Here is a 22,974-nt window from a genome sequence, read left to right as displayed (position 1 = left end):
TCACGTGCTCACCGGGTTCCCACCCTGGACGAGAAGGGCCGCAGCCGCATCGGAGCCGTGACGACCGTCGAAGTCCTCGAACGCGGCCTCGATCTCGTGGTGCAGGCGGCGCACGATGGGCAGGAACTCCTTGTGCGTGACGATGAGGAACTGTCCGTCCGCCATCGCCTCGACGACCTGCCGCCCCACGGCGTCGGGGTCGGCCCCGCCCGAGAGCATCCGCGTGTTGGCCTCGACCGCCCGAGCGTCGGCCCCGACACCGAGCCGCTGCGCCTGCTGCACCGCCGCAGACTCCGCGATGCGCGTCGCAACGGTTCCGGGACAGAGCACGGAAACCCCGATGTCCGTACCCTCGAGGTCGGCGCGCAGCGACATGGAGAATCCGACGCTCGCGAACTTCGACGCCGCATACGCCGAGACATCGGGCATCGGGATGATCCCCGCCATGGACGCGGTGTTGAGGATGTGCGCCCGCCTGCCGAGGCGGCGGAAGCGCGACAGGAAGGTCGTAGCTCCGAGGAACTGCGCATCGACATTGATCGACTGGACCCACCTCCACATCTCGAAGGTCGTGTTCTCCGCCGAGCTGCCGCCGTTGACGCCGGCATTGCCGCACAGGATCGACACCGGACCGAGCTCGGCCTCCGCCGCGACTGCTGCCGCCTCCCAGCCCTCGGGGCCGCTGACGTCGAACCGGACCGTCGTGACGACCCCGCCCGCATTGCGCAGCTCCTCGGCGGCCGCGTCCAATCGGGCGTCGTCGATATCGGCGAGGGCGACGCGTGCACCGGCTCTGACCAGGGCTCGGGCGATCCCGAGTCCGATCCCCGAGGCGGCGCCCGTGACGAAGGCGACCTCCCCGCGGGGCCATTCGTCTGCGTGCGTCCCATGTCCGGATTGTGCCGGAGCTTCGGTTTCTGCTGGGATTTCGGGCATGACTGTGCCTGCTCTCTGCATCGGTGGTGATCCTCAGGCGACGAATGTCGCCGAGGTGGTGGTGCTCAGACGGCGAATGCCGCCGAGGTCGTGGTCCTCAGATGGTCGTGCTGCTCATGCGCGGATGAGCCGCTCACCCGCCGAGGCGGCGGAGGAATTCCGCGCACATGTACCGCAACCGCCCCGCCGTCGACCGCGGGTCGTAGCCGAGGCGCGCGGTGAGGCTCTCGTGCCTGGCCTGCACGGTCGAATGGTGCATGCCGAGCGTCGCCGCCGCAGCGCGGATGCTCTCGGCGTCGACAAGCGTGCGCAGGATCTCGGCGGTGAGGTCGTCGAGTTCGGTGAGTGCGATGACATCGGGATGCGGATCGGTGGGATCGTAGGCGCGGGCGAGGAGGAGCATGCCCCCGAGGTCGGTCGCATCGAGAATGTGCTCCGGTCCCTCGCCGAGGAGGCGGTGCGCAACGAGCGCAGCCTCCCACGACTCCGGTGCGCGGTCGGCACGCACCCATGTGCCGATGCCGACCCGTGACTGTGCGCCCGCGGATGAACGGGAAGCCCCCGGCGCCGAGGTGGGCCCGGCTTCCGTGCCCACCTCGGTCGCCCGCCCGGCGGTGCGTTCGCCGCCGCGGCTGACCTCGAGCGTCGTGTGGAGGATGCCCGACGGGGTCGCCGTCGGCGCCGTCCACCGCGATTCGGGTCCGAGCTCGTCATCGCTGACGATGACGCGCACGGAGTCGGTCGGGTCAATGCCGAGGCGAACGAGCGCGGTCATCCTCTCCGCCTGGGTCCGCTCCCCGTCGACGACCACTTCGACCTCACGGGTCGATCCCTGCCCGGAGTCGAGCGCTTCGATCGCGAGGGCGAGCCGCTCGGTGATCATCGCGTCGCTCGCGTTCCCCTTCCCGGCCCGCTCGAGCCAGACCGAACCGAGGCGGAACTCGACGAGGGATCCGAGGTTCTCATCGGCCGCCTCGGCGAGGCGATGACCATCGGGATCGTACGCGGTGACCTTCCCTCGGATCTCGGCCGCGGCGGGCACGCCGGCGAGGACGGCGGCGGCGCGCAGCAGTCCGCCGAGGCCGACCCCACGCGAGGTGAGGGCATCGAAGTACCCGACGACCCGCAGCGACTCCCGCACATCAGGGTCGAGGGAGGTGAGCTTTCCGAGCAGATCGCGCATGTCCCCTCCCTTCGGTTACCTCATGTTAGGACTCGGCGACGCCGGGCTCAACGCCCGGCACAGACCGAGGCTCAACGCCGCGGCTCACCGCCGCGCCGGAATCCGCGCCGACACCCCGCCTCACCGCTGCCCGATGACGCGCTCAACCCAGGAATCCCGAGCGGCGATCGCCGCGCGGCTGACCGCGGCATAGGGGGCGAGCATGTCGAAGCCGTGGAATCCGCCGGCCCACACGTGCAGCTCCGCGTCGACGCCGGCCTCCCACAGCTTCGCGGCGTAGGCGACGTCCTCGTCCCGGAAGACCTCGGCGGCGCCGCAGTCGATGAAGGTCGCAGGCAGTCCGGTGAGGTCCTCGGCCCGGGCGGGCGCGGCGTAGATCGAGACGTCATCGGTGCCGGCGCGCTCCCCGAGCAGGTTCGACCAGCCGAAGCGGTTGCTCCCCCGCGACCACGTCGTTCCCTCGGTGATCTGGGCGGAGGAGACGGTGCGGTCACGGTCATCGAGCATCGGACACACGAGGAGCTGCCCGATGAGCGCTGGCCCCTGCCGGTCACGGGCGAGCAGCGCGGTGCCGGCGGCGATCCCACCGCCGGCGCTCGCTCCCGCGATGAGGATCGACGCCGGGTCGACGCCGATCTCGTCTGCGTGCTCGGCCATCCAGACCAGCCCCGCATAGGCATCCTCGACGGGATAGGGGTCGGGGAATTCGGGGGCGAGACGGTAGTCGACGGTGAGGACGACCGCGTCATGGTCGACGATCCACGGCAGGCAGACGTCGACGCCGAGCAGACGATGTCCGGAGACCATCCCACCGCCGTGGACGTAGTAGATGCCGGGTCCGGTGTCGGCGTGGTCGGTGCGCTTGAGGATCGTCGCCTTCGCCTCGCCGCCGTCGGAGACGGGGATGGTGAGGTCGGTCCGGACGATGCCCATCGACTCGAGCGCCTCGGGTTCGATGGCCGGCAGCGGGCTGCCGTTTTCGTCGCGCATCGCGATGACGGTCTCCATCGTCATGTCGCCGGGCGGCAGGGTCTCGAGCAGCACATCAAGTGCGGCACCGAGCTCCGGATCATGGGGCGGTCGGGTGAGAGTCATGGCTCCTCCTCGGGGAGTTCGTGGTGACGTCTCCATCGTCTCCTCGCCGAGGCGGCTGCCGGAACCGCCGAATGCGCCGAATTCATGTGTTCCGGACCCGCCGTTCGCGCGGTCGGACCGACCGCTCACATGTGCCCGGTCGCCTGGAACCTCTCGTGCCACGACAGCGCCTCGCCGAGGACGTGCGGCGTGTGCCTCCCGTGTGGGTTCGCTGCGATCGCCCGCTCGAGGTAGTCCTCGAGCCGGTCGCGGTAGTCCGGATGGGCGCAGTTGGCGATGATCCGCCTCGCCCTGGCCACCGGGGAGATGCCGCGCAGATCCGCGAGTCCCTGCTCGGTGACGAGGATCTGCGTGTCGTGCTCGGTGTGGTCGATGTGGCTGGCGAAGGGCACGATCGAGGAGATCGCCCCGCCCTTGGCCAGCGAGTTCGAGACGAAGAAGTTGAGGTAGGAGTTCCGGGCGAAGTCGCCGGACCCGCCGATGCCGTTGATGATCGACGACCCCATGACGTGGGTCGAGTTGACGTTGCCGTAGATGTCGGCCTCGACCATCCCGTTGATCGCCACCACGCCGAGGCGGCGGACGGCTTCGGGATGGTTCGACATCTCCTGGGTGCGCAGGAGGATCCGCCCCTTGTACGCCTCGATGTTCGCGTTGAAGTCCGCCGCCCGCTCGGCAGACAGCGAGAACGCCGTCGCCGAGACCGAGGTGAGCTTGCCGGAGTCGATGAGGTCGAGCATGCCGTCCTGGATCACCTCGGTGTAGGCGCGCATCCCCTCGAACTCGCTGTCGGCGAGATCGGCCATAACGGCGTTGGCGACATTTCCAACCCCCGACTGCAGGGGCAGCAGGGACGGCGGGAGACGGTCGGCGCGGATCTCGTGGCGGAGGAAGTCGACGAGGTGGGCGGCGATCGCCTTCGAGTCCTCGTCGACGGGTTTGAACGGCAGGTTCCGGTCGGGGCTGTGCGTCTCGACGACGGCGACGACCTTGGCCGGGTCGACCCGCAGGTAGGGGTCGCCGATGCGCTGCATCGGCTCGAGGAGCTGGATCGGCAGACGCTCGGGCGGTCGCCGCGTGCCGTAGTAGACGTCATGGAAGCCCTCGTACGCGCGCGGGTGCCACGAGTTGACCTCGAGGATGACCTTGTCGGCGAGGTCGAGCCACGACTTCGAATTGCCCACAGAGCTGCCGGGCACGAGCAGTCCACCGGGCAGGATCGCCGCGACCTCGACGACGGCGACGTCGAGGTTGCCGTAGAAGCCGAACCACGCCTGCTGCGCGGAATGGCTGAGGTGGGTGTCGATGTACTCGGTGTTCCCGTCGTTGATCGACCGCCGCATCTCCGGATCGGATTGGAAGGGAAGGCGCTTGCTCACGGCCCCCGCCTCGGCGAGGACCCCGTCGAGCTCCGGAGCCGTCGACGCCCCGGTCCACAGTTCGATGCGGAAGTCCCTACCGGCGTCGTGTTCGGCCCGCGCATGCTCGGCGAGCGCGCCCGGGACCGCCTTGGGGTAGCCGGAGCCGGTGAAGCCGCTCATGGCGACGCGGTCGCCGTCGGTGATGTGCGTGGCCGCCTCGGCGGCGGTGACGACCCGTGGGGAGAGGGTCGGACAGGAGATCCTCGACATGCCAGCCAGTCTATCGAGGGGTGTGTTCCGGTCCGCCGTCAGCCCCGGTCAGGACCGGTGCGCTCGGTGCGGTGGCGCTCAGCCTCCCGCGTGCACCCGCATGAGCTCGGCGGTCCGATCACGGTCACGGGCCTCGATGGCCTCGACGATGTCGATGTGCAGCTGCAGGCGCTCGGCGATGAAGGATTCGAGCGGAGTGTCCGCGACGGGCAGGACGTCGAGCGTGTGGTCGTCGATGATCGCCATGAGGTTGAGGTAGATCGAGCGCAGCAGCTGGTTCGGGGTGATCTCGGCGATGCGCCGATGCAGCGCCCAGTTCGCCTCGAGGAACCGGTGGGCGTCCTCGGCCTCGACGGCGGCGCGCATGTGCTCGATGCGCTCCCAGAGGTCCCGGACGTCCTTGAGCGAGCCGTGGTCGACGGCGTCGGAGGCGAGCAGCGGTTCGAGCGAGTCGCGCACCCGCATCGCGTCCTCGACCGTCGTCGAGTCCGCGTCGAGGGCGAGCAGCGAGTTGCCCAGCCTGGCCATCGGCGTCGGCTCGGCGGCGAAGAGTCCGCCTCCGGGCCCGGGGCGCAGGGTGATGATCCCCCGATGCTGGAGCAGGCGCAGGGCCTCGTTGAATGTCCCCTTCGAGACGCCGCACTCGACCTGGAGGGCGCCCTTCGTCCCCAGTCGCTGTCCCGGCTCGAGGCGACTCGCGCGGTCCGAGACCAGCGCGACGGCCCTGTCCACCGGCGAGGTCGTCAGGGCTCTGGTCTCGCTCGTCATTGTCCTTCTCCCCTCTGCTCGACAGTGCCTGGCACGAGGTTACCCGACGTGCTTGACATCACGGTCCCTGACCGGGCACTCTTGAAGCCACAAATTCATCATGATTAATTATACCGAATTGGCGCGACGGTGTCCCGCCCTCGCCGAGGCGGTCGCCCCGTCCGCATTCTCGTCCGAAGGAGAACGAGCAATGACCCCTCCTCCCGCTCCCTCCCGCACCGATGTCCTCGTCGTCGGGGCCGGCCCGACCGGACTCACGCTCGCGGCGATCCTCGCCCGCGACGGCATCGACGCGATCACCATCACCCGCTATCCGACGACCGCGCACTCGCCTCGGGCGCACATCACCAACCAGCGCACGATGGAGGTCTTCCGCGATCTCGGCATCGAGGACGACGTCATCGCCGTGGCCACCCCGAACGCGTTCATGCGCAACAACGTCTGGGCGACGAGCTTCGCCGGGCAGGAGATCGCCCGTCTCGAGACGTGGGGCACCGGCAGCGCCCGCTCGGGTGACTACGAGATCGCCAGTCCCAGCGCGATGTGCAACATCCCTCAGCACATCCTCGAACCCGTCATCGCCGAGGCGGCCCGCAGTTTCGGGGCCGACCTGCGGTTCTCCACGGAGCTCGTCTCCGCGGTCGAGACGCCCGAGGGCGTCGAGGCGACCGTGCGCAACCGCGACACCGGGGAGGAGTCGCTCATCCTCGCGCAGTACATCGTCGGCGCCGACGGCGGTCGCTCGACGGTCGCCGAGGAGTTCGACTTCTCCTTCACCGGCGAGTCGGGGCTCGGCGCGGCGCTGAATATCTGGCTCGACGCCGACCTCACGCAGTACTGCGACTACCGGCCCGGCACCCTCTACTGGATGGCGCAGCCGGGCAACGACTACTGGGTGGGCTCGGGGACGTGGATCAACGTCAGGCCCTTCACCGAGTGGGTCCTCCTGTGCATGTACGACCCCGCCGAGGGCGAACCTGACACGAGCGACGAGGCGCTCGTCTCGCTCGCCCAGTCGACGATCGGCGACCCCGAGGTCGAGGTGAGCATCAAGCAGGTCTCGAAGTGGCAGATCAACCACGTCGTCGCCGACGAGTACCGGAAGGGCCGGGCCTTCCTCGCCGGCGACGCCGCCCACCGGCACCCGCCGGCCAACGGCCTGGGAACGAACACCTCGATCCAGGACGCGTACAACCTCGGGTGGAAGCTCTCGGCGGTGCTGCGCGGGGAGGCCGAGGTGGGACTGCTCGAGACGTACAGCCAGGAGCGTCAGCCGGTCGGGCGGCGCGTCGTCGACCGGGCGATGAAGAGCGTCGTCGACATGGGACCGATCGCGCAGGCGCTCGGCTTCGCCCCGGGTCAGACCGCCGAGGAGGGGTGGGCCAGCCTCAACGGACTCTTCGACGACCCGGCTCGGCGCCGCGAGCTCATCGAAGCCGTCGAACTGCAGAACTACCAGTTCAACGCCCTCGGCATCGAACTCGGCCAGCACTACGTCTCCGATGGCATCGTGCCCGCCGAACCCGGCGACGAGGAACGGGGCCGGTCCGACTCCGAGCCAACGACCGCCTCGGCGGGGGCTCGTTTCTCAGCCGCAGCACCCGACCCTGACCTCGACCACGTACCCTCGACCCGACCCGGGTCGCCGCTGCCCCACGCCTGGGTCGATCGCGACCGGCAGCGGCTCTCGACGCTCGACCTCGTCGGCTCCGGCGGGTGGACGCTCATCACCGGCCACGACGACGCCGGCTGGGCGGAGGCTGCCGAGACGGTCGCCGGCGAGCTCGGGGTCGCCCTGCGCACCGCGCAGGTGAGCATGGGCGGGGAGTGCAACGACGTCCTCCACCGGTGGGCGGCGATCAGCGACCTCACGGACTCCGGCGCCCTCCTCGTCCGACCCGACCGGATCATCGCGTGGAACTGCCCGGTCCGCCCCGCGGACCCGACCTCAGCCCTGCGGACGGCGATGATGACGGCGACAGGGCGCGGTCGTCCGGACGCCTCGGCGGATCCGGAGACTCTGGCCGCAGCCACACGATAGGGACGCGCCGGCAGGTCTACCATGGTCGGCATGAGGGAAAGTCTCCTTGTGCCGGAACGCCGACTGCGGATCGCCGGAATCTGCTGGGCGGGGGCGGGTCTGGTCTATCTCCTCGCCGAGGCGGCCGCAGCGTCGGCGTTCCCCGACTATTCGTACGCGGTCAACTACGTCAGCGACCTCGGCGTCCCCGATGTCGAGGTCCTCGCTGGTCGTCGCATCGACTCCCCGCTCTGGCCGGTGATGACGCTCGCCTTCGTCGTCCAGGGCGTGCTCTTCGCGCTCGGGGCGGTGCTCGCCGTCCGCAGTTCCCGACAGCCGCTGGGTCGTGTGTTCGTCGTCTTCGCGCTCGTCCATGGGCTCGGGATGGTCGTCATCGCCGCCGTCCATGGCGGTCAGGCGACCATCGCGGCCGGGCTCGGGTGGGTCCACCTCCTCGGCGCCGGGCTCGCGCTTCTCGGCGGTCAGGCAGCGGTGATCGTCGCCGGCGCAGCACTTCTCCGCCGTCGCGGGCGGACCTCCACCGACGTCCGCCTCGGCGCGGTGAGCATCGTGCTCGGAGTCGTCGGATTCCTCGGGATCGTCATGCTCGAGGTCGACGTCAGGGCGGTGGCGGGCACGATCCTCGCCGACGGGGTGTGGGAGCGGATCGGGTTCTACGCGATAATCGCGTGGGAGCTGCTCATCGGTGTCGCGCTCACAGCACGGCGCCCCGATCCGAGGGGAATCGGGGCGCCGTGAGCGGAGGACCGGCTAGGCGAAGATGCTCACCCCGCCCGGTCCGACGAGGAGTCCGACGACGATGAGGACGACACCCCAGAGGATCTGCTTCCTGAAGATGGCGAAGATTCCTGAGATGACGAGGATCGCGGCGATGATCCAGAGGATGGTGGCGAGCATGATGACTTCCTTTCGTTGGGGTGGTTGGGGGTCTCAGTGCCTGGGGGCATTCGGGTTGCGGCCGTCGAAGTCGTCAGGCTGATTCGGGTCGAGCCGGCGCGGACGGGTCGGGTCGACCGCGTTCGGGTCGCCCTGGTTGGGGTCGTAGTTCCCGTTGACATCGCCCTGATTCGGGGCGAACCGGCGGTCGGCGTCCTGATCACCGGAGTATCGGTTCGACTCGTACGGGTCGGCGCCGCGCGGGTCGCGGCCGTCGTAGCGATCGGAGCCGACGCCCTGTGCTCCGCGGGGATCACGACCATCGACGCCGTCGGCGGCGAGGCCGTCGGTGCTGCCGTAACCTGCGTTGCGGTCGTACCTGCCGGCACCGCCCGCGTCGCGGTCGTACTGGTCGTCGCGATCGCTCACACCGGCAGATCCGACGCCGCGGCCGTCCTGATCGCGGTCGCCCCAGCCGCGTCCGTCGCGGCCGTCCTGATCACGATCGTCCCAGCCGCGTCCGTCGCGGTCACGGGTGCTCTGGTCGTCCCAGCCGCGTCCGTCTCGGTCATTGAGATTGCGACCGTCCTGATCGCGGTCATCGACGTTCCGGTCGCGAGCGTCGGCGTCGCGGTCGGTCCTGCGCTCTCCTGTGCGCTCATCGACATCGGGGTCGAGCTCGTCGGCGCGGCGGAGGTCGCGCTCCTGCTCGAGCCGCGACTTCTCTGCGGACTGTTCGAGGTGGCTGGCCGAGACGTCGTACTGCTCGGCCTTTGCCGCGGCCTCCTGTGCCTCGGCTTCGCGCTGACGGGCCTCCGCCGCCTTCGCCTCGGCCTCCGCGTATGCCTGATCTGCGCGGGAGCGGGCGGTTCCGGCTTCAGCTTCGTAGGCCTCGGTGCGCGGGCTGGACTCGGCGACATTCTGGCGGATCTGCGCTGCCTCCTGACGCTGAGCTTCGCGCTTCTTCGCCGCCGCCTTCCGGCTCACCGCGACGATGACGATGATGGCGACGATGACGACGACAGCTGCGACGACGATCCAGAGGATTGTGGATCCATTCATGCGCCCAATTCCTTTCAGTGCGGTCGACCCTCTTCGGCCGGCTCGACTACTACATCGGTGCTCCTCTCATCGTTGCACGGCACCTCCATACCGGCAAGCGTATTTGCGAATATGTCTTGCCGTATGACACAACTTCGTCACAGCCAGGCATCTTTCCGCCAGTCTGCTGTACTTCGTGTCGCGGGTCGGCGACAGTGGTGGGATGCACCCCAGCCCCGCCCCCACCATCCCCATCAGCGACCTGGCCGCCGCCCACGGCCTCGAGATCGACCCGTCGACGATCGTCGTCAGCGAACTCGGCCTCGACTTCCGTGTCGCCATCGCCGAGGCGGCCGACGGCCGTTCGTGGGTGATGCGGATCCCCCGCCGTTCGGATGCCGCCGACCGCGCCCGCGTCGAAGGACGCCTGCTCGCTGCCATCGGCCCTGAGCTGAGCTTCTCGGTCCCGGATTGGAAGATCCACACCGACGACCTCATCGCCTATCCCCTGCTCCCGGGTTCTCCGGGGCTGTCAATCGATGACTCGGGACAGCCTCGATGGCATTTCGACCTCGAATCCGCGGACTATGCACGCTCCCTCGGCGACGTCCTCGCCGAACTCCACGCCGTCGATGAGGAGATCGTGGCCGATTCCGGCATCCCCATCGAATCCCCCGCGGAGGTGAGGGCGCGCAAACGCGAGGAGATCGCCGCCGTCGCCGCGGAGTTCGAGGTCTCGCCAGAACTCCTCGACAGGTGGAGGGCATGGCTCGCCGACGACCGGTACTGGCCGACGTGGACGACCGTGACTCACGGTGAGATCTATCCCGCACACCAGGTCATGGAGGGCCCGACGATCCTCGGACTCCTCGATTGGACGACGGCGGCCGTCGGCGACCCCGCCCGCGATTTCGCCTTCCACCAGGCCAGCGTGTCGCCGGAGGCCTTCGACCTCACGGTCGACCGCTACGTCGAGAACGGCGGGAAGGTGTGGCCGAAGCTCGCCGAACACTGCGCGCACCTGTTCTCGACGGCGGCCGTCGACCTCGGACTCTTCGCGCTCGAGACGGACGATGAGGAACATCTGGCGGCGGCGCGGGAGCAGTTGGGCACCGGGCCGAGAGGATGAGGGATAGCGTCGATGGCCGAGGAACTGCTCACCGCTCGTCTGCGCCTGCGGCGACTGGTACCCGGCGACGCAGCCGTCGTTCGGCGCCTGTGGTCGGAACGTGATCCGCGAGTCCCCGCACGGCGTCGCCTCGACGACCGGGGACATCCGACGGTGGCCGAGCTCGCCGAGTCACTCGCCGACCGAGGCAGCGAGACCGAAGACTCGACGCTCGGGCTCATGGCGCTCGAGACGCGTGCGACGGCCGAGTTCGTCGGTTACTGCGGCACCGTGATCGGAGGGGCATCCAGGGCAGAGCCTGAGATCGCCTTCGAGATCGCCGCCGAGTTCCAGGGACTCGGCTATGCGACCGAGGCGGCCCACGCGATCGTACAGGTGGCGCGAGCAGCGGGGACGGCCCGACTGTGGGCATCGGTTCGCGAGTGGAACGCCCCATCGTTCCGCGTGCTGGAGAAGGTCGGGTTCGTCGACAGCAGCGTTCGCACCCCCGACACGGTCCACGGCGATTCGATCTGGTGGAGCATGGATCTCTGTCCGGGCCAGCAGGACCGTGGCCGTTAGCCTGGGGCCATGAGTGATTTCCTCAAACAGCGCTCAGGTGCCCCTCACGGGTTCTTCGCCGCCGAGGCGGCCTGCCTGAAGTGGCTCTCCGCATCCGGGGTCATTCCCGTCGTCGACGTCATCGACGTCGGCGAGGGATTCCTCCGGCTCGAACGCCTCGGTTCGGTGCCGCCGAGTCCCGATGATGCCGCGGAGTTCGGCCGCCGGCTCGCCCAGCTCCACGACTCCGGAGCACCGGCTTTCGGATGGGCGCCGGCGGAACCCGCATGGTTCGGACCCCTGGACTCCCCCTTCGAGGTGTCGGTGGAGCCGACGTCGTCGTTCTCCGACTTCTGGGTCGCCCAGCGCCTGCAGCCGGTGGCCGACGACATCGCCGCTGAGCTCACGCCCGAGGAGAACGCCACGGTCGCCTCGGCGATCACAGCAGTCGGGACAGGAGCCTTCGACGGCATCGCCGGCTCCGGCACGGAATCCCCCTCTCGAGTCCATGGCGACCTCTGGTCGGGCAACCTCATGTGGACTCCAGCCGGCGGGACGCTCATCGACCCGGCGGCCCACGGTGGGCACCGCCTCGAGGATCTCGCGATGCTCGCGCTCTTCGGCTCTCCGTTCCTCGACGAGATCTTCGCCGGGTACGAAACAGTCCATCCGATGCCCGAATCGTGGCGCGCGGACCTTCCGGCCCACAACCTCTTCGCTCTGCTCGCCCATGTCAGGCTCTTCGGCCGCGGCTTCCTCGGTCAGACGTTGAGTGCTGCCCGCGCGATCACCGACCGTGCAACAGCGTTGGGGTCGTGAGGCAGCGGTCAGCTGAGCAACAGGAAGAGGAGACCCAGGAATATGAAATAGAGAGAGTTCGGCAATGCCAGGACCATGACTTTGATCGGATCGACCTTCGTTTTCAATGTGGCGCCGACGAGCCCACAGATGACGAAGGCAGTGAGACCGACTGGCGGAAGGTTCTGCGATGCAGCTGCGATATGACTCATTCCGACCGCGATATTCGTCGGGTCGACGCCCGCGTTTTCCAGGATGGGCGCAGCGAAGGGCACCACAATGGTCTGTGCCGCCGTCTGTGATCCCACCAGCATTCCGAGGACCATGAGCGCGATCGTGCTGATCACCGCGACGCCAGAGCTTGCGACGTTCTCCGCGAGTCGGGCAACAGTGTCGACGGCCCCACTGGCATAGAAGCAACCGACGAGGAACGCCGCGCAGAGTTGGATGACGACGGTCTGTCGGACGTTCTTTAGGCCGGCGCTGATCGTCGCTGCCGGAGCACTGCGTACCGCAGGATAGAATAACGCGACAACAGTGGCCACGATGATCGCAAGCACCACGGGGAAAGCGATGCCGTTGAGGATCGGCACCGTAGCCATCCATGCCGTCATTTCACGAACACCTGGAATCTCAGCGAAGACGTCAAAGCCCAATGCCGTACGCAGCAGCACGATGACGACGAGCACTGCCAACGGCATCATGCTCGCCCACCTTTTCCGAATCAACGACCGGAGCTGACTGACGCGACTGCCCTCGCGCTTTTCGGTGAGCGCCCCTCCGTCGTGTCCGCTGAACAATACGTCCTCGCTAGTCTCAAGACGTTCCAGTCGGCGCCTGCTTACGAACCGGAACGACTCGACAATCGCGAGGACGAGTCCGATCGTCACCGTGATGTAGGAGATGAGGGTGACTGGGTCGGGGTTCGTATCGACGAGGGAAGCTGAAAGATAGACTGCCTGGCTGATCGGCGGCATAAGCGATCCAAGCGAAGCTCCGAGGAGGATGATCATGCCGATCTGCACGGGAGACAGCTTCATCTGCGCAAGTGCATGGATGACAAGGAACCCGATCACTGTGGCAGCGGCGATTGCGTCTCCGAGCAGAGATCCGGCGAGTGTGAGTGTGACGAACGTCGCTGCGATCAGTCCCCGGGGAGACTTCCCGAATACGAGTTGAAGGAACTGCATGGTGGTCGTCATGGCACCGATGCGGACCTGAGTCTCGGCGTAGATGCTGCCGAAGATGCTGAGCGCGATCACCCACGCCAGTTTGTCGAGACCGTCAACAGTTGCCGTGAGATAGTCGATGGGGGCCATTCCGGAGAGCAATGCGGCAGCGAGTCCTCCTCCGACAAGGGCCGCAGGGATGTTTCCACCTACAAACGGGGTCTTTTTGATCAGAGCGATGGCGAACAGCACCACAAGGGATCCTATGACGATCATCATGACGTATGTCTCCGTGTTGTTGGTGCCGAACCGGCGCTTGGAGCCTCCGCCATCGGAGGCGCGGGAAGAGTGTCCCTGTCACCAGACAGGTGCGGTAGGAAGTCGCCGGTCGTTCGTTCGCCGGTGACAAGGTCGCGAACGAGGACTCCGGTGATCGGTGCGAGAGCGATGCCATCGCCTTCGTGGCCGGCCGCAGTGATCCACCCTTCCACCTCAGGTGCTCGGCCGATGATCGGAAGCCCGTCTCCTGTGTAGGGGCGCAGACCGGTCATCGCGCGGATGATCCGAACGTCTTTCAAGGCCGGAACGATCCTGGACGCGTGAGACGCGATATGTGCGAGAACATCCAACGAGGGACGTTTGTCGAAGCCCGCGAATTCACGGCTGCCTCCGATGAGCAGAGTTCCCGACGCAGTCTGACCGAGAGAGAGTCCGATGCCATGTCGCGGTTCGGTCCCTCCGGGCAGAGCCCCGAGGTGTTTTGAAGCGACGTACTGGGCGCAGAGCAGATTGCCCGCGACCATCTTCGGCTGCGGTTCGGAGATGAGAATGGTGCCGCGCCTTGGCCGGATCGGCGTGCGCACACCGGCTCTGTCACCGACGACACCGGCATACGGTCCCGCGGAGTTGATGACCAGCCTGCAGGTGATCGACCCAGTCGATGTCTCCACCGATTCGATGCGATCACCTCGGCGCGTGATCGCGAGGAACTCGCAGTGGCGCCGAACGTGCACGCCAGCACGAACAGCGGCGTCAACCAATGCGGCATTGAGCGCCAGCGGGTCGACTTCTGCATCATCAGGACTGTAGCTTGCGCCGAGGACATGAGGAGCAAGCTCTGGCTGCCGTTGTCTGGCGCTGTCACCGTCAAGCAGTTCGACACGGATTCCAGCTGCCCGCTGTGCGCTGATGAAGGTCTCCATGAAGGCTCTGTGCGCTCCGGTTTCGATTGCCACCATGCCGCCGCTTGGATGGAAGTCGATATCGGCGTCGAGCTCGTCAGCAAGTGTCGCGTACATGCTCCGGGATTCCCGGGCAAGATGCATCGGCACTCCGGGACGCTTGGATTGAAGGAATATCGCCTTGTCGCACGAACCCGACGCGCCGGCACCCGGAGCCGACGCGTCGATCATCGTCACGCGTAGACCCGCTTGTGCGAGTCGCCACGAGATACAGGCGCCAATGACACCAGCCCCGATGACGACGACGTCGCACTTTTCAGTGTTCACGACCCAACTACCGAACCGGCGTAGGACTGCCAGAGCTCATTCATTCTTCGGCGTCCCTCGATGATCCCGGGAAGGAACGAGAGCGGAGCTGATCGTCGCGCAGAGTCGACTTGCGACCTGGCCTCCTCGAGGTCGTCAGTGCCTTTCCCACCCAGAAGGTCACGGGCAATGGCCGCACCGGCAAGGAACCCCTGCTTCTTCGCCACCTCGGCGGACTCGACTCCCGTGACGTTCCCCGCAAGATGAAGTCCATCGACTGTAGTCTCGAGATCGGGACCGACCAGCGGCACACGACCTCCGAGCTCGGGGATGTCGACGTGTTCGCATTCGCGGGTGAGATCCAGCAACGGTGTCAACCCTCCGCTGATGCAGACCGAATCAACCGGTAAGAATCGCTCTGTGCCACTGGGCATACCCAGTGAGTCGACCGTCGCGGTGCGGACGCCTGTCACTGCATCGTCACCGTCGATGGCCACCACGCACTCACGCAGATGTAGAGGCAGGCCGGCGATCGTGACTCCCCGGTGCGGCCAGACGCGTGCGGCGAACTCAGCGAATCGAGGCAGAGCCAGGGCGCCCATTCCCAATGCGGCCAATCGAGTCGGCGCGAACGCTCGCAGCGCGGCAAGCCGTTCGATGACTGCATGCGGAGGTTCAGGGTCGGGTGACGTCGGTGGCGGGAGATATATTCCCGAGACCGACACTCCGGCAGCGGCAAGCTCATCCGCGATCGCCAACGAGAGCGGGTCGACCCCGATGACCGCCATGCGTTCGCCGGGTAGGACTCGGTGAAGGTTGATCATGGATTGGACGGCACCGACTGCGAGCACTCCTGGAGTCGTCCATCCTTGCATGCCGATCGGGGTTTCCGTGGCCCCCGTCGCAATGACGAGATAGTCCGAGGTGAGAACATCTCCTCCCTCCAGACCAAGAGAGAATCGCGCAGAATTCCCGCCAATCGATGGCCCTGATTCGCTCGGTGGCGACGGGCGGTGGAAAGTTCGACTGGTGACCGACCAGACCTGTACTCCGGAGAGAATTCTCACGCCCAGATTCTCAGCACGTTCGCTCAGAATGCGAGCGTGGTTCGAGCCGATGAACCAGTTGCCGTTCTGGCGATAGAGTTGTGCCCGAAGCCGGCCCCCGGCGATAGGCCCTTCGTCGACCACGGTCACCGACGAATCAGTACGTTCGCTGATGCTGATTGCAGCGCCGAGACCCGCCGGTCCACCTCCGACGACAGCGACATCGACATGGCACTTCATTCCGTGTTCAGTTCTCGTTCGGGCGCTGCGTGCACCGATGATGTCCGGACCCTCAGACCAGGTTCGACAGGAGTCAGACACGTGCGAACTTCGGACTCGCTGCCTTCATCACCGACGACGATCATGCGGCATTCCCAGCAGTGCCCGATCCCGCAGTACATTCCCCTTGGCATCCCCCTGCGACTCCGGCGCAGTACCCTCTGTCCGTCTGCCCACAGCGCTGTCGCCACGGTTTCGCCGGCGCGCGCGCTGACCGTGCGTCCGTCGACGACGAATTCGACGACTTCTCGGTCGTCTTCTCCCAACGCGGGGTGGCCCTCGATGCGGTTCATACGCGGTTTCTCCCCGATCCACCATCGCCGGCGGAGGTCTCGTCCGAATTCTGCGCTGCTGCCATATCGGCCAGCAGAATCGGACGCACGACGAAACTGCGATCAAGTGATCCCTTCGCCGCAGTCCCAAGGCTGCGTTTGAGAAGCAAGCCGCACGTTCGCCCCTGACACATGCCCATACCGAGACGTAGGCGGCGCTTGGCTTCAGCGAGATCGACGATTCCATCCTCGTCGACGCACTCTGTGATCTCGCCGAAAGTGACATCCTCACACCGGCAGACGATGACGGCGGAATCCATGGTCGATCCTCTCCTTGCAACCCTGACGACGATGTCGGGACTACGTACGGTGTTGACTCACCATTCAAGCGCAATATCGACCCCGGAGCATGATTCCGGAGAGTTCGAATTGCTCGAAGCGAGCTTCAGCGCTCCTCAATCTCAGGTCTGACGCTGAGCATCGGAGTGGTGAAAGAGACCTGAAATGCCGTCAGGGACCACGTGAGGAAGTCTTCGGCTGCTCTGTGGAACGCTGAGATCGCGTGAGAGATGAGCGGGTTGTCGTCGGTGCTCCGGTGGATCAGCAGCACCCGCCGGAATGCGGGGACCTCTCGTAGTCGATAGAGCTGAATTGAGTGGTCAATCCCGAGGGCGAGGATCGGAACGAGAGCAATGCCCAACCCTTGACCTACGAATCCCCTGATCACATCGAGGTCGTCGCTGCGGTGAACGATACGGGGATGGAACCCGAAGGCATCGCCGAGGCGACATAGCAGCTCGTCCTGCACACTTCCGACGCTGCCACACACCCAAGGGGAACCAGCGAATTCGCGAATGGACTCCCGTTCGCCGGATTCTCCAGAGTCCCGGCCGAGAATCACCATCTCTTCGCGCAGCAGCGGAATGCGAACCAACCCGACTGCGTCGTCCTCGGGAAGAAGACTGTATTCATAGGTGACACCCAGGTCTGCTGACCCTGTCCGCACAGCTTGCACGATGTCGTCGTGCGCTCCGGGGACGACAAGGCTGACATCGGCAGAGGGGTGAGTCTGAACGATCCTTGCTACCGCGCGCGGCAACAGTTGAGCCGCCGCGCTGCCGACAGCCGTGCATCGCAGGCGCCCTGCATCTCCTGACGAATAGGTCTGCATGGTGTCCGCGATGCCGGCGAGCGACTGAAGCAGTTCGCCACTGAGCTCATACAACCGACTACCGGCGGCGGTGATTGTGATGCTGCGAGGTCCTCGTTCGAAGAGGCGGACACCCAGTGCCTTCTCCAACGCTGAGATCTGCAGCGAGATCGCCGAAGTCGTATAACCGAGCTCTTTGGCGGCCCCACTGAGCGAACCGTGATCGACGACTGCCCGCAGTGCTCGAATATGGAGGAGGTTCGGGTTCAGCGCGGGAACCGGTTGGCGTTCAGTCAACGTCGCCGTCCTGCACAGTTGACCGGCTGGAAGCGCCGACCGGCTGTCGAATCCGAGTGGCTTCGCTTCGTACGGTTGTCATCGCCGATCAGTCTCCTACCCCACGAGGAGGGCACAGCTGTCGTAACCATCAGTCCGAGATCGGCCGACTGCTGCCGGGTGTGGTGAAGTCAACGATAGTCGAGAATTACTCCTCGACCCGTTCGACCCGACCGACGAGGAAGATATAGGAGAGGACTCCGACCAGTGTCACGACGGCCATGTAGACGAATGCCGGAGCGAAATCCGTTGCCGAGACGAGGAAGCCGATGACGATCGGTGTGGCGATCGACGAGAGATTGCCGATGAAATTGAACATCCCTCCGGTGAGTCCGAGCAGCCGTGCCGGAGCCAGTGCGGAGACGAGCGACCACGTGATCGAAGCGAAGCCGTTGCCGAAGAAGGCGATCGACATGAAGACGATGACGAGCCCGCTCGAATCCGTGAAGTTCGCGCCGAGCATGAACACCGTCAAGGCGAGGCCGGTGATGATCGGAATCTTCCGCGCGGCACCCAAGGAGCGTCCGCGCTTGACCATGAAGTCGGAGACCCAGCCGGAGAGGAGAACGCCGACGAGGGCGGCGATGAACGGCAGGGACGCCATGAAACCGGACTGCACGTAGTCCATTCCGCGGTAGTCGACGAGGTAGGTGGGGAACCAGGTGAGGAAGAACCACAGTGTCGAGGTCAGGCAGAACTGTCCGATGTAGATGCCCCAGAGCTTCCGCTTCGACAGGACAACAGCGATGTCCGCCCACGACAGCTTCGGCTTCGCCTTCTGACTGGTGCTCCGGTCGGCATCGACGAGGCCTCCGCCTGCGGAGATGAAGTCGATCTCGGCCTGGTTGATGCCCGACTTGTCTCGAGGCTCGCGGTACACCAGCCACCAGATTCCGGCCCACACGATGCCGACGACTCCGGTGAGGATGAACACCCAGTGCCAGGTGAGAACGGTCTGCAACCAGGAGAGCACCGGAGTGAGCAGAGCCAGCCCGATGAACTGACCTGACGTGTAGAACGCGATGACGCGTCCGCGCTCGCTCTCAGGGAACCAGGTCGTCGCGACCTTGTTGTTGATCGGGTATGCCGGTGCCTCGAAGCCACCCACGAGCAGACGGAGGATGATGAGCGCGGCGAAGCCTCCCGCCATGCCCATGAAGAGCGTCGCCAGTGACCACAGCACAAGACACGATGCGTAGAGTACCCGCGGTCGGATCCGATCGACGAGCCACCCGCCGGGGAGCTGCATGACCGCATAGGTCCACCCGAACGCTGAGAGCAGCAGTCCCTGCTGCCCGGTGGTGAGGTTGAGTTCGTCGGAGAGCGCAGGCATCGCAATCGACAGGTTCGCTCTGTCCATGTAGTTGATGACGACAGTGATGAAGAGCAGGATCGCGATGATGTAGCGCATCCGCGTCGGACGCGCGTGGGTGACAGCGGTGAGTTTCGACATCAGGGCACCTCACCACTCTGCGAAGGAGCCGTCGGCATGGCGCCAGATCGGGTTGCGCCACCGGTGGCCTTCGGCTGCGCGTTCGAACACATATTCCTCGTTGACCTCGATACCGAGACCGGGACTGTCTGGGATGGCGAGCATTCCGTCGCTGTAGTCGAACACGGAAGGATCGGTGACGTAGTCGAGGAGGTCATTGCTCGTGTTGTAGTGGATGCCCAGACTCTGCTCTTGGATGAAGGCGTTGTAGCATCCCGCATCGACCTGCAGACAGGAGGCGAGCGCGATCGGTCCGAGCGGACAGTGCAGCGCGAGGGCGACATCGAAGGCCTCCGCCATATGCGCGATCCGCCTGGTCTCGGTGATGCCGCCTGAGTGCGAGACGTCGGGCTGGATGATGTCGACGGCACCTGAGGCTACGATCTCGCGGAAGTCCCACCGAGAGTAGAGACGCTCCCCCAGGGCGATCGGTGTCGACGTCGTCGCAAGCACGTCCTTGAGGGATCCGACGTGCTCGGACAGAACCGGCTCCTCGATGAACATCAGCCGGAAGAACTCGAGCTCTCTGATGAGGATCTTCGCCATCGGTTTGTGGACGCGACCGTGGAAGTCGACTCCGATGCCGAAGTCCTCGCCGACGGCGTCGCGCACGGCTTGGACGTTCTCGATGACCTGATCGATCTTGCGATGCGAATCGATGTACTGGAGTTCTTCGGTCCCGTTCATCTTCACCGCGGTGAAGCCCCGCTGCTTCGTCTCAAGAGCTGCTGCGGCCGTATCAGCCGGCCGGTCGCCGCCGATCCAGGAATACGTCCGGATACGATCCCGCACCTTTCCGCCGAGGAGCTGGTGAACCGGTTGACCGAGCGACTTGCCCTTGATGTCCCACAGGGCCTGATCGATTCCCGCGATCGCGCTCATGAGGATCGGTCCTCCGCGGTAGAAGCCACCGCGGTACATGATCGTCCAAAGGTCCTCGATGTTCGAGGGGTCCTTTCCGATGAGCAGATCCGAGAGCTCCTCGACGGCGGCAGCGACGGTCGCTGCCCTGCCCTCGACGACAGGCTCTCCCCAGCCGACGATGCCCTCGTCGGTCTCGATCTTGAGGAACAGCCACCTCGGCGGCACCATGTACGTCGTCATCGACGTGATCTTCATTGTCTTTCCGTCTCTGTAGTTCGGTCAGGGGTGGTGGGGTTCGAGTGCGCCGTCCCGCACCTCGTCGGAGAGGGCCGGCACGGTGGATCAATCGGCTGAGGATCGGTGGACGGCTGCCCACGCCGAGGCGATCGCCTCCGCCCGAGCGCGCACGGACTCCGGACTGTCGCCTCGGCGATAGACGGCGGAGCCGATGCCGAAACCGGCCGCGCCGGCCTCGTGCCAAGCGGCGATGTCCTCGGGCCCGACTCCCCCGACAGGAAGGAGACGGACGTCCGGGGGCATGACCTCGCGCCATGCCCTCATTCCGCTGATGCCGACGGCCGCAGAGGGGAACACCTTGATCCTCCGAGCGCCCGCCTTCAGGGCGGCGAAGGCCTCCGTGGGTGTGGCCGCTCCCGGGTACGGGGTGAGGCCGCGGTCGAGCGTCCGCGCGATGACGGCAGGGTCGACATCCGGGGAGACGATGATCTCGGCACCCGCGGCAGCGCATTCATCGACCTGGTCAGCGGTGAGCACGGTACCGGCACCGACCTCGACGCGGTTGCCGAACTCCCTTACGAGGGAAGCGATCGAATCCAGCGGATCGGGTGAGTTGAGCGGGACCTCGATGGCGGAGAATCCTGCCTCGACGATTCCCGCCGCGACGTCGACGACCTCATCGGGTCGGACGCCGCGAAGGATCGCGATGAGGCCTGCGGGGATGTCGTGGGCGGTCATGAGCTGGGATGCTCCTTCCTGCGCAGCAGTTCCGTCTGCGCTGCGATGCGGTGGAGTCCTGAGGCGCTCGCCGAGGTGTCGGCGGCTGCAGGTGAAAGTCCGTGCCGTCTCAGAGCACGGCTGTAGCGTTCGGTCAGCGTCGGGCTGCCGCAGACGATGAGGGGGGAGCTGACAGGGATGGGATGCGACTGCAGATGGCCCGCGACTTCGGCTCCGATGAGGATGCCCGAGAGGTAATCGGCGACTTGGTTCCCGGCGAGTCTGCCCTCGAGCGCCCACGTGCGTGCACTGAAGATCGACGCGATCATGCCTGCGGGGTCGCGCTCCCCAACGCTCAGACCCCAGTCGAAGGCCGCGACGTCGAAGGCCGTCGTGGGGACAATCGAACGGCCGAGGATCGACGAGGAGGCAAGCAGTCCGAAGACCTCTCCGGTCATCGTCGTGATGAAATCGGTGACCGTGCAGCCGTCGAGAATCGCCCATTTCGTGTGGGTTCCCGGTAGGACGACGTGCTGACGGACATCCGCATCCGCGGCGGCAAGCCCGGCCAGCTGTGTCTCTTCACCGCGAATGACGTCCGGCGCGGTGTAACCCGATCCGTCCTTGCGGATTCCCGGCACGATATGGAGCTCGCGCTCCCCCAGCCGGGCTGTCGTGAGGTGCTCGGCAAGTCCGGCCAGATCGGTAGGCAGGTCCAGGTATCCTGCCTCGGCGAGGCCCTGATCCGAGCCGATCATGCCGCATGCGAAGAGCGGCAGATCGCCGTATGCCTCGAGCCATGCGCCCACCATCGTCTCGGCCGTTTCGGCGAACGCGAGGCCGGCATCGTCGCCGCCCGGGGCCACAGAGAGGATCCCTCCCGGGCGCTGGCGGCCATCGAGGACTCGACCGTCGTCGCCAATGAGAAACGCTCGCAGCGAACTGGTGCCCCAGTCGAATCCGATCATCGCCGGATCCGCGACTGTGCTCTGTGTCTCCATACCAGCCACTATGAGCGGGAGTGTTCACATGTGCCACTCACATCCCTATATGTGGGATACGTGGCATACTGGGGTGATGACGACGACCCCGCAGACAGACCGTGCAGGCGACAATGACGACATTCCGCGCGGCACACAGACCTTGGATCGCGGTCTCGACATCGTCGCCGCGGTCGCGTCCGGCGCCTCGAGCCTCAAGGAGGTCGTCACGGCGACGAGCATCGGACGCTCGAGCGCACATCGGATGATCCAGCTGCTCACGCAGAGGGGGTATCTGCGCTTGGGTTCGGACCAGGAGCTTCTCCTCGGCCCGACTCTCATCGAGTTCGGATTCACCGCGCTCAACCAGAACCCTCTGCCGGTGGTGGCCCGCGAGAGTCTCGAGCGGCTGTCGGCCAAGACACAGGACACGATCCACCTCTCGATCGAGGATGGCGGATCCGTGCTCTACCTCCACAAGATCCCCGGCACGCGTGGGGCCGAGATGCGATCGCGGATCGGTCACCGGATGCCGATGACCCGGACCGGCGTGGGCAAGGCCCTTCTGCTCGGGCAGGACTCACGATGGGAGAGCATCTACCGCGCCGAGAATCCTGGCACTGATGACGCGGCCGTCGCTGCGTTCATCGGACGGATGGAACGGTACACCCGCGACGGCGCGTCATTCGACATGGAGGAGAACGAACCCGGCATCAGATGTGTGGCGGCTCCCGTTCGGGACGGCAGTGGGAGCATCGTCGCCGGAGTCTCGCTCTCGGCGACGAGGCCATTCATGCCGCAGAGCAGGATGCGGGCCCTGGTGCCGGTGATGAAAGCGACTGCCCACGAGATCTCGGTCAACCTCGGCTATTCGGGGCCCAGCACACAGCTGCGGTCCGACCACTGA

The 22,974-nt window shown here is 66.1% G+C and carries 23 protein-coding genes; 6 read left to right on the top strand and 17 right to left on the bottom strand.

Translation table 11 applies throughout. The features are described from left to right. From BC102111_RS12970 to BC102111_RS12950, 5 genes are all read right to left on the bottom strand, one after another. A complete protein-coding gene (locus BC102111_RS12970; RefSeq protein ID WP_223289843.1) occupies positions 1 to 936 on the bottom strand; it encodes an SDR family NAD(P)-dependent oxidoreductase in 936 nt (311 codons plus the stop codon). A gap of 133 nt (positions 937 to 1,069) precedes the next feature. Continuing rightward, a complete protein-coding gene (locus tag BC102111_RS12965) occupies positions 1,070 to 2,119 on the bottom strand; it encodes a helix-turn-helix domain-containing protein (protein WP_101624545.1) in 1,050 nt (349 codons plus the stop codon). A 120-nt stretch (positions 2,120 to 2,239) separates the two neighbouring features. Next, positions 2,240 to 3,214 (bottom strand): alpha/beta hydrolase, encoded by a 975-nt coding sequence (locus BC102111_RS12960; RefSeq protein ID WP_101624544.1) that lies wholly within the window; start codon positions 3,212 to 3,214, stop codon positions 2,240 to 2,242. Between the two features lie 125 nt (positions 3,215 to 3,339). Then, positions 3,340 to 4,845 carry a succinyl-CoA:acetate CoA-transferase ScpC gene (scpC, locus tag BC102111_RS12955; RefSeq protein WP_101624543.1) on the bottom strand — a complete coding sequence of 502 codons (1,506 nt, stop codon included), beginning with the start codon at positions 4,843 to 4,845 and terminating at the stop codon, positions 3,340 to 3,342. Positions 4,846 to 4,923: 78 nt separating this feature from the next. Next, positions 4,924 to 5,613 (bottom strand): FadR/GntR family transcriptional regulator, encoded by a 690-nt coding sequence (locus BC102111_RS12950; protein WP_101624542.1) that lies wholly within the window; start codon positions 5,611 to 5,613, stop codon positions 4,924 to 4,926. Positions 5,614 to 5,803: 190 nt separating this feature from the next. Here BC102111_RS12950 and BC102111_RS12945 point away from each other — a divergent pair, with 190 nt between their 5' ends. Next, positions 5,804 to 7,654 (top strand): FAD-dependent oxidoreductase, encoded by a 1,851-nt coding sequence (locus BC102111_RS12945; RefSeq protein ID WP_101624541.1) that lies wholly within the window; start codon positions 5,804 to 5,806, stop codon positions 7,652 to 7,654. A gap of 30 nt (positions 7,655 to 7,684) precedes the next feature. Further along, positions 7,685 to 8,392: a DUF998 domain-containing protein gene (locus BC102111_RS12940; protein WP_223289842.1), complete on the top strand. Its 708-nt coding sequence runs from the start codon at positions 7,685 to 7,687 to the stop codon at positions 8,390 to 8,392. 12 nt (positions 8,393 to 8,404) lie between these two features. Here BC102111_RS12940 and BC102111_RS17825 read toward each other — a convergent pair whose 3' ends face one another. Beyond that, positions 8,405 to 8,551, bottom strand: a complete 147-nt coding sequence (locus BC102111_RS17825; RefSeq protein ID WP_180960642.1) for a GPGG-motif small membrane protein — start codon at positions 8,549 to 8,551, stop codon at positions 8,405 to 8,407. A 33-nt stretch (positions 8,552 to 8,584) separates the two neighbouring features. Beyond that, complete coding sequence (locus tag BC102111_RS12935; protein WP_101624539.1) at positions 8,585 to 9,592, bottom strand: hypothetical protein; 1,008 nt, start codon at positions 9,590 to 9,592, stop codon at positions 8,585 to 8,587. Positions 9,593 to 9,794: 202 nt separating this feature from the next. Between BC102111_RS12935 and BC102111_RS12930 the strand changes: the two genes are divergently transcribed. The 3 genes from BC102111_RS12930 to BC102111_RS12920 are packed head-to-tail and all read left to right on the top strand — an operon-like array spanning position 9,795 to position 12,059. Then, entirely contained in the window at positions 9,795 to 10,700 is a 906-nt protein-coding gene (locus tag BC102111_RS12930; protein ID WP_101624538.1) for a macrolide 2'-phosphotransferase, read from the top strand. Positions 10,701 to 10,712: 12 nt separating this feature from the next. Beyond that, a complete protein-coding gene (locus BC102111_RS12925; RefSeq protein ID WP_101624537.1) occupies positions 10,713 to 11,261 on the top strand; it encodes a GNAT family N-acetyltransferase in 549 nt (182 codons plus the stop codon). Between the two features lie 9 nt (positions 11,262 to 11,270). Continuing rightward, complete coding sequence (locus BC102111_RS12920; RefSeq protein WP_101624536.1) at positions 11,271 to 12,059, top strand: fructosamine kinase family protein; 789 nt, start codon at positions 11,271 to 11,273, stop codon at positions 12,057 to 12,059. A gap of 8 nt (positions 12,060 to 12,067) precedes the next feature. Here the strand turns inward: BC102111_RS12920 and BC102111_RS12915 are convergent, their stop codons facing one another. The 10 genes from BC102111_RS12915 to BC102111_RS12870 all read right to left on the bottom strand — a co-directional run bounded on the left by BC102111_RS12915 (position 12,068) and on the right by BC102111_RS12870 (position 22,088). Further along, the gene (locus BC102111_RS12915) at positions 12,068 to 13,486 is read right to left on the bottom strand and encodes a TRAP transporter large permease subunit (protein WP_101624535.1); all 1,419 of its coding nucleotides are present in this window, start codon (positions 13,484 to 13,486) and stop codon (positions 12,068 to 12,070) included. After that, positions 13,483 to 14,715: an NAD(P)/FAD-dependent oxidoreductase gene (locus BC102111_RS12910; RefSeq protein ID WP_180960641.1), complete on the bottom strand. Its 1,233-nt coding sequence runs from the start codon at positions 14,713 to 14,715 to the stop codon at positions 13,483 to 13,485. The genes BC102111_RS12915 and BC102111_RS12910 overlap by 4 nt, the downstream gene beginning before the upstream one ends. Continuing rightward, on the bottom strand, positions 14,712 to 15,980 hold the full coding sequence (locus BC102111_RS12905) for an NAD(P)/FAD-dependent oxidoreductase (protein ID WP_101624533.1): 1,269 nt from the start codon (positions 15,978 to 15,980) through the stop codon (positions 14,712 to 14,714). Before BC102111_RS12905 ends, BC102111_RS12910 begins: the two co-directional genes overlap by 4 nt. Continuing rightward, positions 15,977 to 16,312: a (2Fe-2S)-binding protein gene (locus BC102111_RS12900; RefSeq protein ID WP_101624532.1), complete on the bottom strand. Its 336-nt coding sequence runs from the start codon at positions 16,310 to 16,312 to the stop codon at positions 15,977 to 15,979. Before BC102111_RS12900 ends, BC102111_RS12905 begins: the two co-directional genes overlap by 4 nt. Further along, complete coding sequence (locus tag BC102111_RS12895) at positions 16,309 to 16,611, bottom strand: (2Fe-2S)-binding protein (protein ID WP_101624531.1); 303 nt, start codon at positions 16,609 to 16,611, stop codon at positions 16,309 to 16,311. The genes BC102111_RS12900 and BC102111_RS12895 overlap by 4 nt, the downstream gene beginning before the upstream one ends. 125 nt (positions 16,612 to 16,736) lie before the next feature. Beyond that, positions 16,737 to 17,738 (bottom strand): LysR family transcriptional regulator, encoded by a 1,002-nt coding sequence (locus BC102111_RS12890; protein WP_101624530.1) that lies wholly within the window; start codon positions 17,736 to 17,738, stop codon positions 16,737 to 16,739. 187 nt (positions 17,739 to 17,925) lie between these two features. Beyond that, positions 17,926 to 19,230 (bottom strand): MFS transporter, encoded by a 1,305-nt coding sequence (locus BC102111_RS12885; RefSeq protein WP_101624529.1) that lies wholly within the window; start codon positions 19,228 to 19,230, stop codon positions 17,926 to 17,928. 9 nt (positions 19,231 to 19,239) lie between these two features. After that, positions 19,240 to 20,388 carry a galactonate dehydratase gene (gene dgoD / locus BC102111_RS12880; RefSeq protein ID WP_101624528.1) on the bottom strand — a complete coding sequence of 383 codons (1,149 nt, stop codon included), beginning with the start codon at positions 20,386 to 20,388 and terminating at the stop codon, positions 19,240 to 19,242. An 87-nt stretch (positions 20,389 to 20,475) separates the two neighbouring features. Next, on the bottom strand, positions 20,476 to 21,108 hold the full coding sequence (locus BC102111_RS12875; protein ID WP_101624527.1) for a 2-dehydro-3-deoxy-6-phosphogalactonate aldolase: 633 nt from the start codon (positions 21,106 to 21,108) through the stop codon (positions 20,476 to 20,478). Then, entirely contained in the window at positions 21,105 to 22,088 is a 984-nt protein-coding gene (locus BC102111_RS12870; RefSeq protein WP_101624526.1) for a 2-dehydro-3-deoxygalactonokinase, read from the bottom strand. Before BC102111_RS12870 ends, BC102111_RS12875 begins: the two co-directional genes overlap by 4 nt. Before the next feature lie 76 nt (positions 22,089 to 22,164). On the opposite strand from BC102111_RS12870, the gene BC102111_RS12865 reads away from it, so the two are divergent. Beyond that, entirely contained in the window at positions 22,165 to 22,974 is an 810-nt protein-coding gene (locus BC102111_RS12865; RefSeq protein ID WP_101624525.1) for an IclR family transcriptional regulator, read from the top strand.

Origin of the sequence: Brevibacterium casei CIP 102111 (genome assembly GCF_900169275.1) — a bacterium.
Taxonomy (GTDB): domain Bacteria; phylum Actinomycetota; class Actinomycetes; order Actinomycetales; family Brevibacteriaceae; genus Brevibacterium; species Brevibacterium casei.
The sequence above is the reverse complement of the archived record's forward strand: the minus strand, read 5'-3'. Positions and strand labels throughout refer to the sequence as shown.

What these genes read in the sequence shown, in the direction of transcription:
- BC102111_RS12965 (WP_101624545.1), bottom strand. Translation starts at nt 2,119, where the DNA reads ATGCGCGATCTGCTCGGAAAGCTCACCTCCCTCGACCCTGATGTGCGG.
- BC102111_RS12940 (WP_223289842.1), top strand. Translation starts at nt 7,685, where the DNA reads ATGAGGGAAAGTCTCCTTGTGCCGGAACGCCGACTGCGGATCGCCGGA.
- scpC (WP_101624543.1), bottom strand. Translation starts at nt 4,845, where the DNA reads ATGTCGAGGATCTCCTGTCCGACCCTCTCCCCACGGGTCGTCACCGCC.
- BC102111_RS12960 (WP_101624544.1), bottom strand. Translation starts at nt 3,214, where the DNA reads ATGACTCTCACCCGACCGCCCCATGATCCGGAGCTCGGTGCCGCACTT.
- BC102111_RS12875 (WP_101624527.1), bottom strand. Translation starts at nt 21,108, where the DNA reads ATGACCGCCCACGACATCCCCGCAGGCCTCATCGCGATCCTTCGCGGC.
- BC102111_RS12930 (WP_101624538.1), top strand. Translation starts at nt 9,795, where the DNA reads ATGCACCCCAGCCCCGCCCCCACCATCCCCATCAGCGACCTGGCCGCC.
- BC102111_RS12885 (WP_101624529.1), bottom strand. Translation starts at nt 19,230, where the DNA reads ATGTCGAAACTCACCGCTGTCACCCACGCGCGTCCGACGCGGATGCGC.
- BC102111_RS12950 (WP_101624542.1), bottom strand. Translation starts at nt 5,613, where the DNA reads ATGACGAGCGAGACCAGAGCCCTGACGACCTCGCCGGTGGACAGGGCC.
- BC102111_RS12915 (WP_101624535.1), bottom strand. Translation starts at nt 13,486, where the DNA reads ATGATGATCGTCATAGGATCCCTTGTGGTGCTGTTCGCCATCGCTCTG.
- dgoD (WP_101624528.1), bottom strand. Translation starts at nt 20,388, where the DNA reads ATGAAGATCACGTCGATGACGACGTACATGGTGCCGCCGAGGTGGCTG.
- BC102111_RS12870 (WP_101624526.1), bottom strand. Translation starts at nt 22,088, where the DNA reads ATGGAGACACAGAGCACAGTCGCGGATCCGGCGATGATCGGATTCGAC.
- BC102111_RS12905 (WP_101624533.1), bottom strand. Translation starts at nt 15,980, where the DNA reads ATGAAGTGCCATGTCGATGTCGCTGTCGTCGGAGGTGGACCGGCGGGT.
- BC102111_RS12935 (WP_101624539.1), bottom strand. Translation starts at nt 9,592, where the DNA reads ATGAATGGATCCACAATCCTCTGGATCGTCGTCGCAGCTGTCGTCGTC.
- BC102111_RS12945 (WP_101624541.1), top strand. Translation starts at nt 5,804, where the DNA reads ATGACCCCTCCTCCCGCTCCCTCCCGCACCGATGTCCTCGTCGTCGGG.
- BC102111_RS12920 (WP_101624536.1), top strand. Translation starts at nt 11,271, where the DNA reads ATGAGTGATTTCCTCAAACAGCGCTCAGGTGCCCCTCACGGGTTCTTC.
- BC102111_RS12925 (WP_101624537.1), top strand. Translation starts at nt 10,713, where the DNA reads ATGGCCGAGGAACTGCTCACCGCTCGTCTGCGCCTGCGGCGACTGGTA.
- BC102111_RS12865 (WP_101624525.1), top strand. Translation starts at nt 22,165, where the DNA reads ATGACGACGACCCCGCAGACAGACCGTGCAGGCGACAATGACGACATT.
- BC102111_RS17825 (WP_180960642.1), bottom strand. Translation starts at nt 8,551, where the DNA reads ATGCTCGCCACCATCCTCTGGATCATCGCCGCGATCCTCGTCATCTCA.
- BC102111_RS12900 (WP_101624532.1), bottom strand. Translation starts at nt 16,312, where the DNA reads ATGAACCGCATCGAGGGCCACCCCGCGTTGGGAGAAGACGACCGAGAA.
- BC102111_RS12970 (WP_223289843.1), bottom strand. Translation starts at nt 936, where the DNA reads ATGCCCGAAATCCCAGCAGAAACCGAAGCTCCGGCACAATCCGGACAT.
- BC102111_RS12895 (WP_101624531.1), bottom strand. Translation starts at nt 16,611, where the DNA reads ATGGATTCCGCCGTCATCGTCTGCCGGTGTGAGGATGTCACTTTCGGC.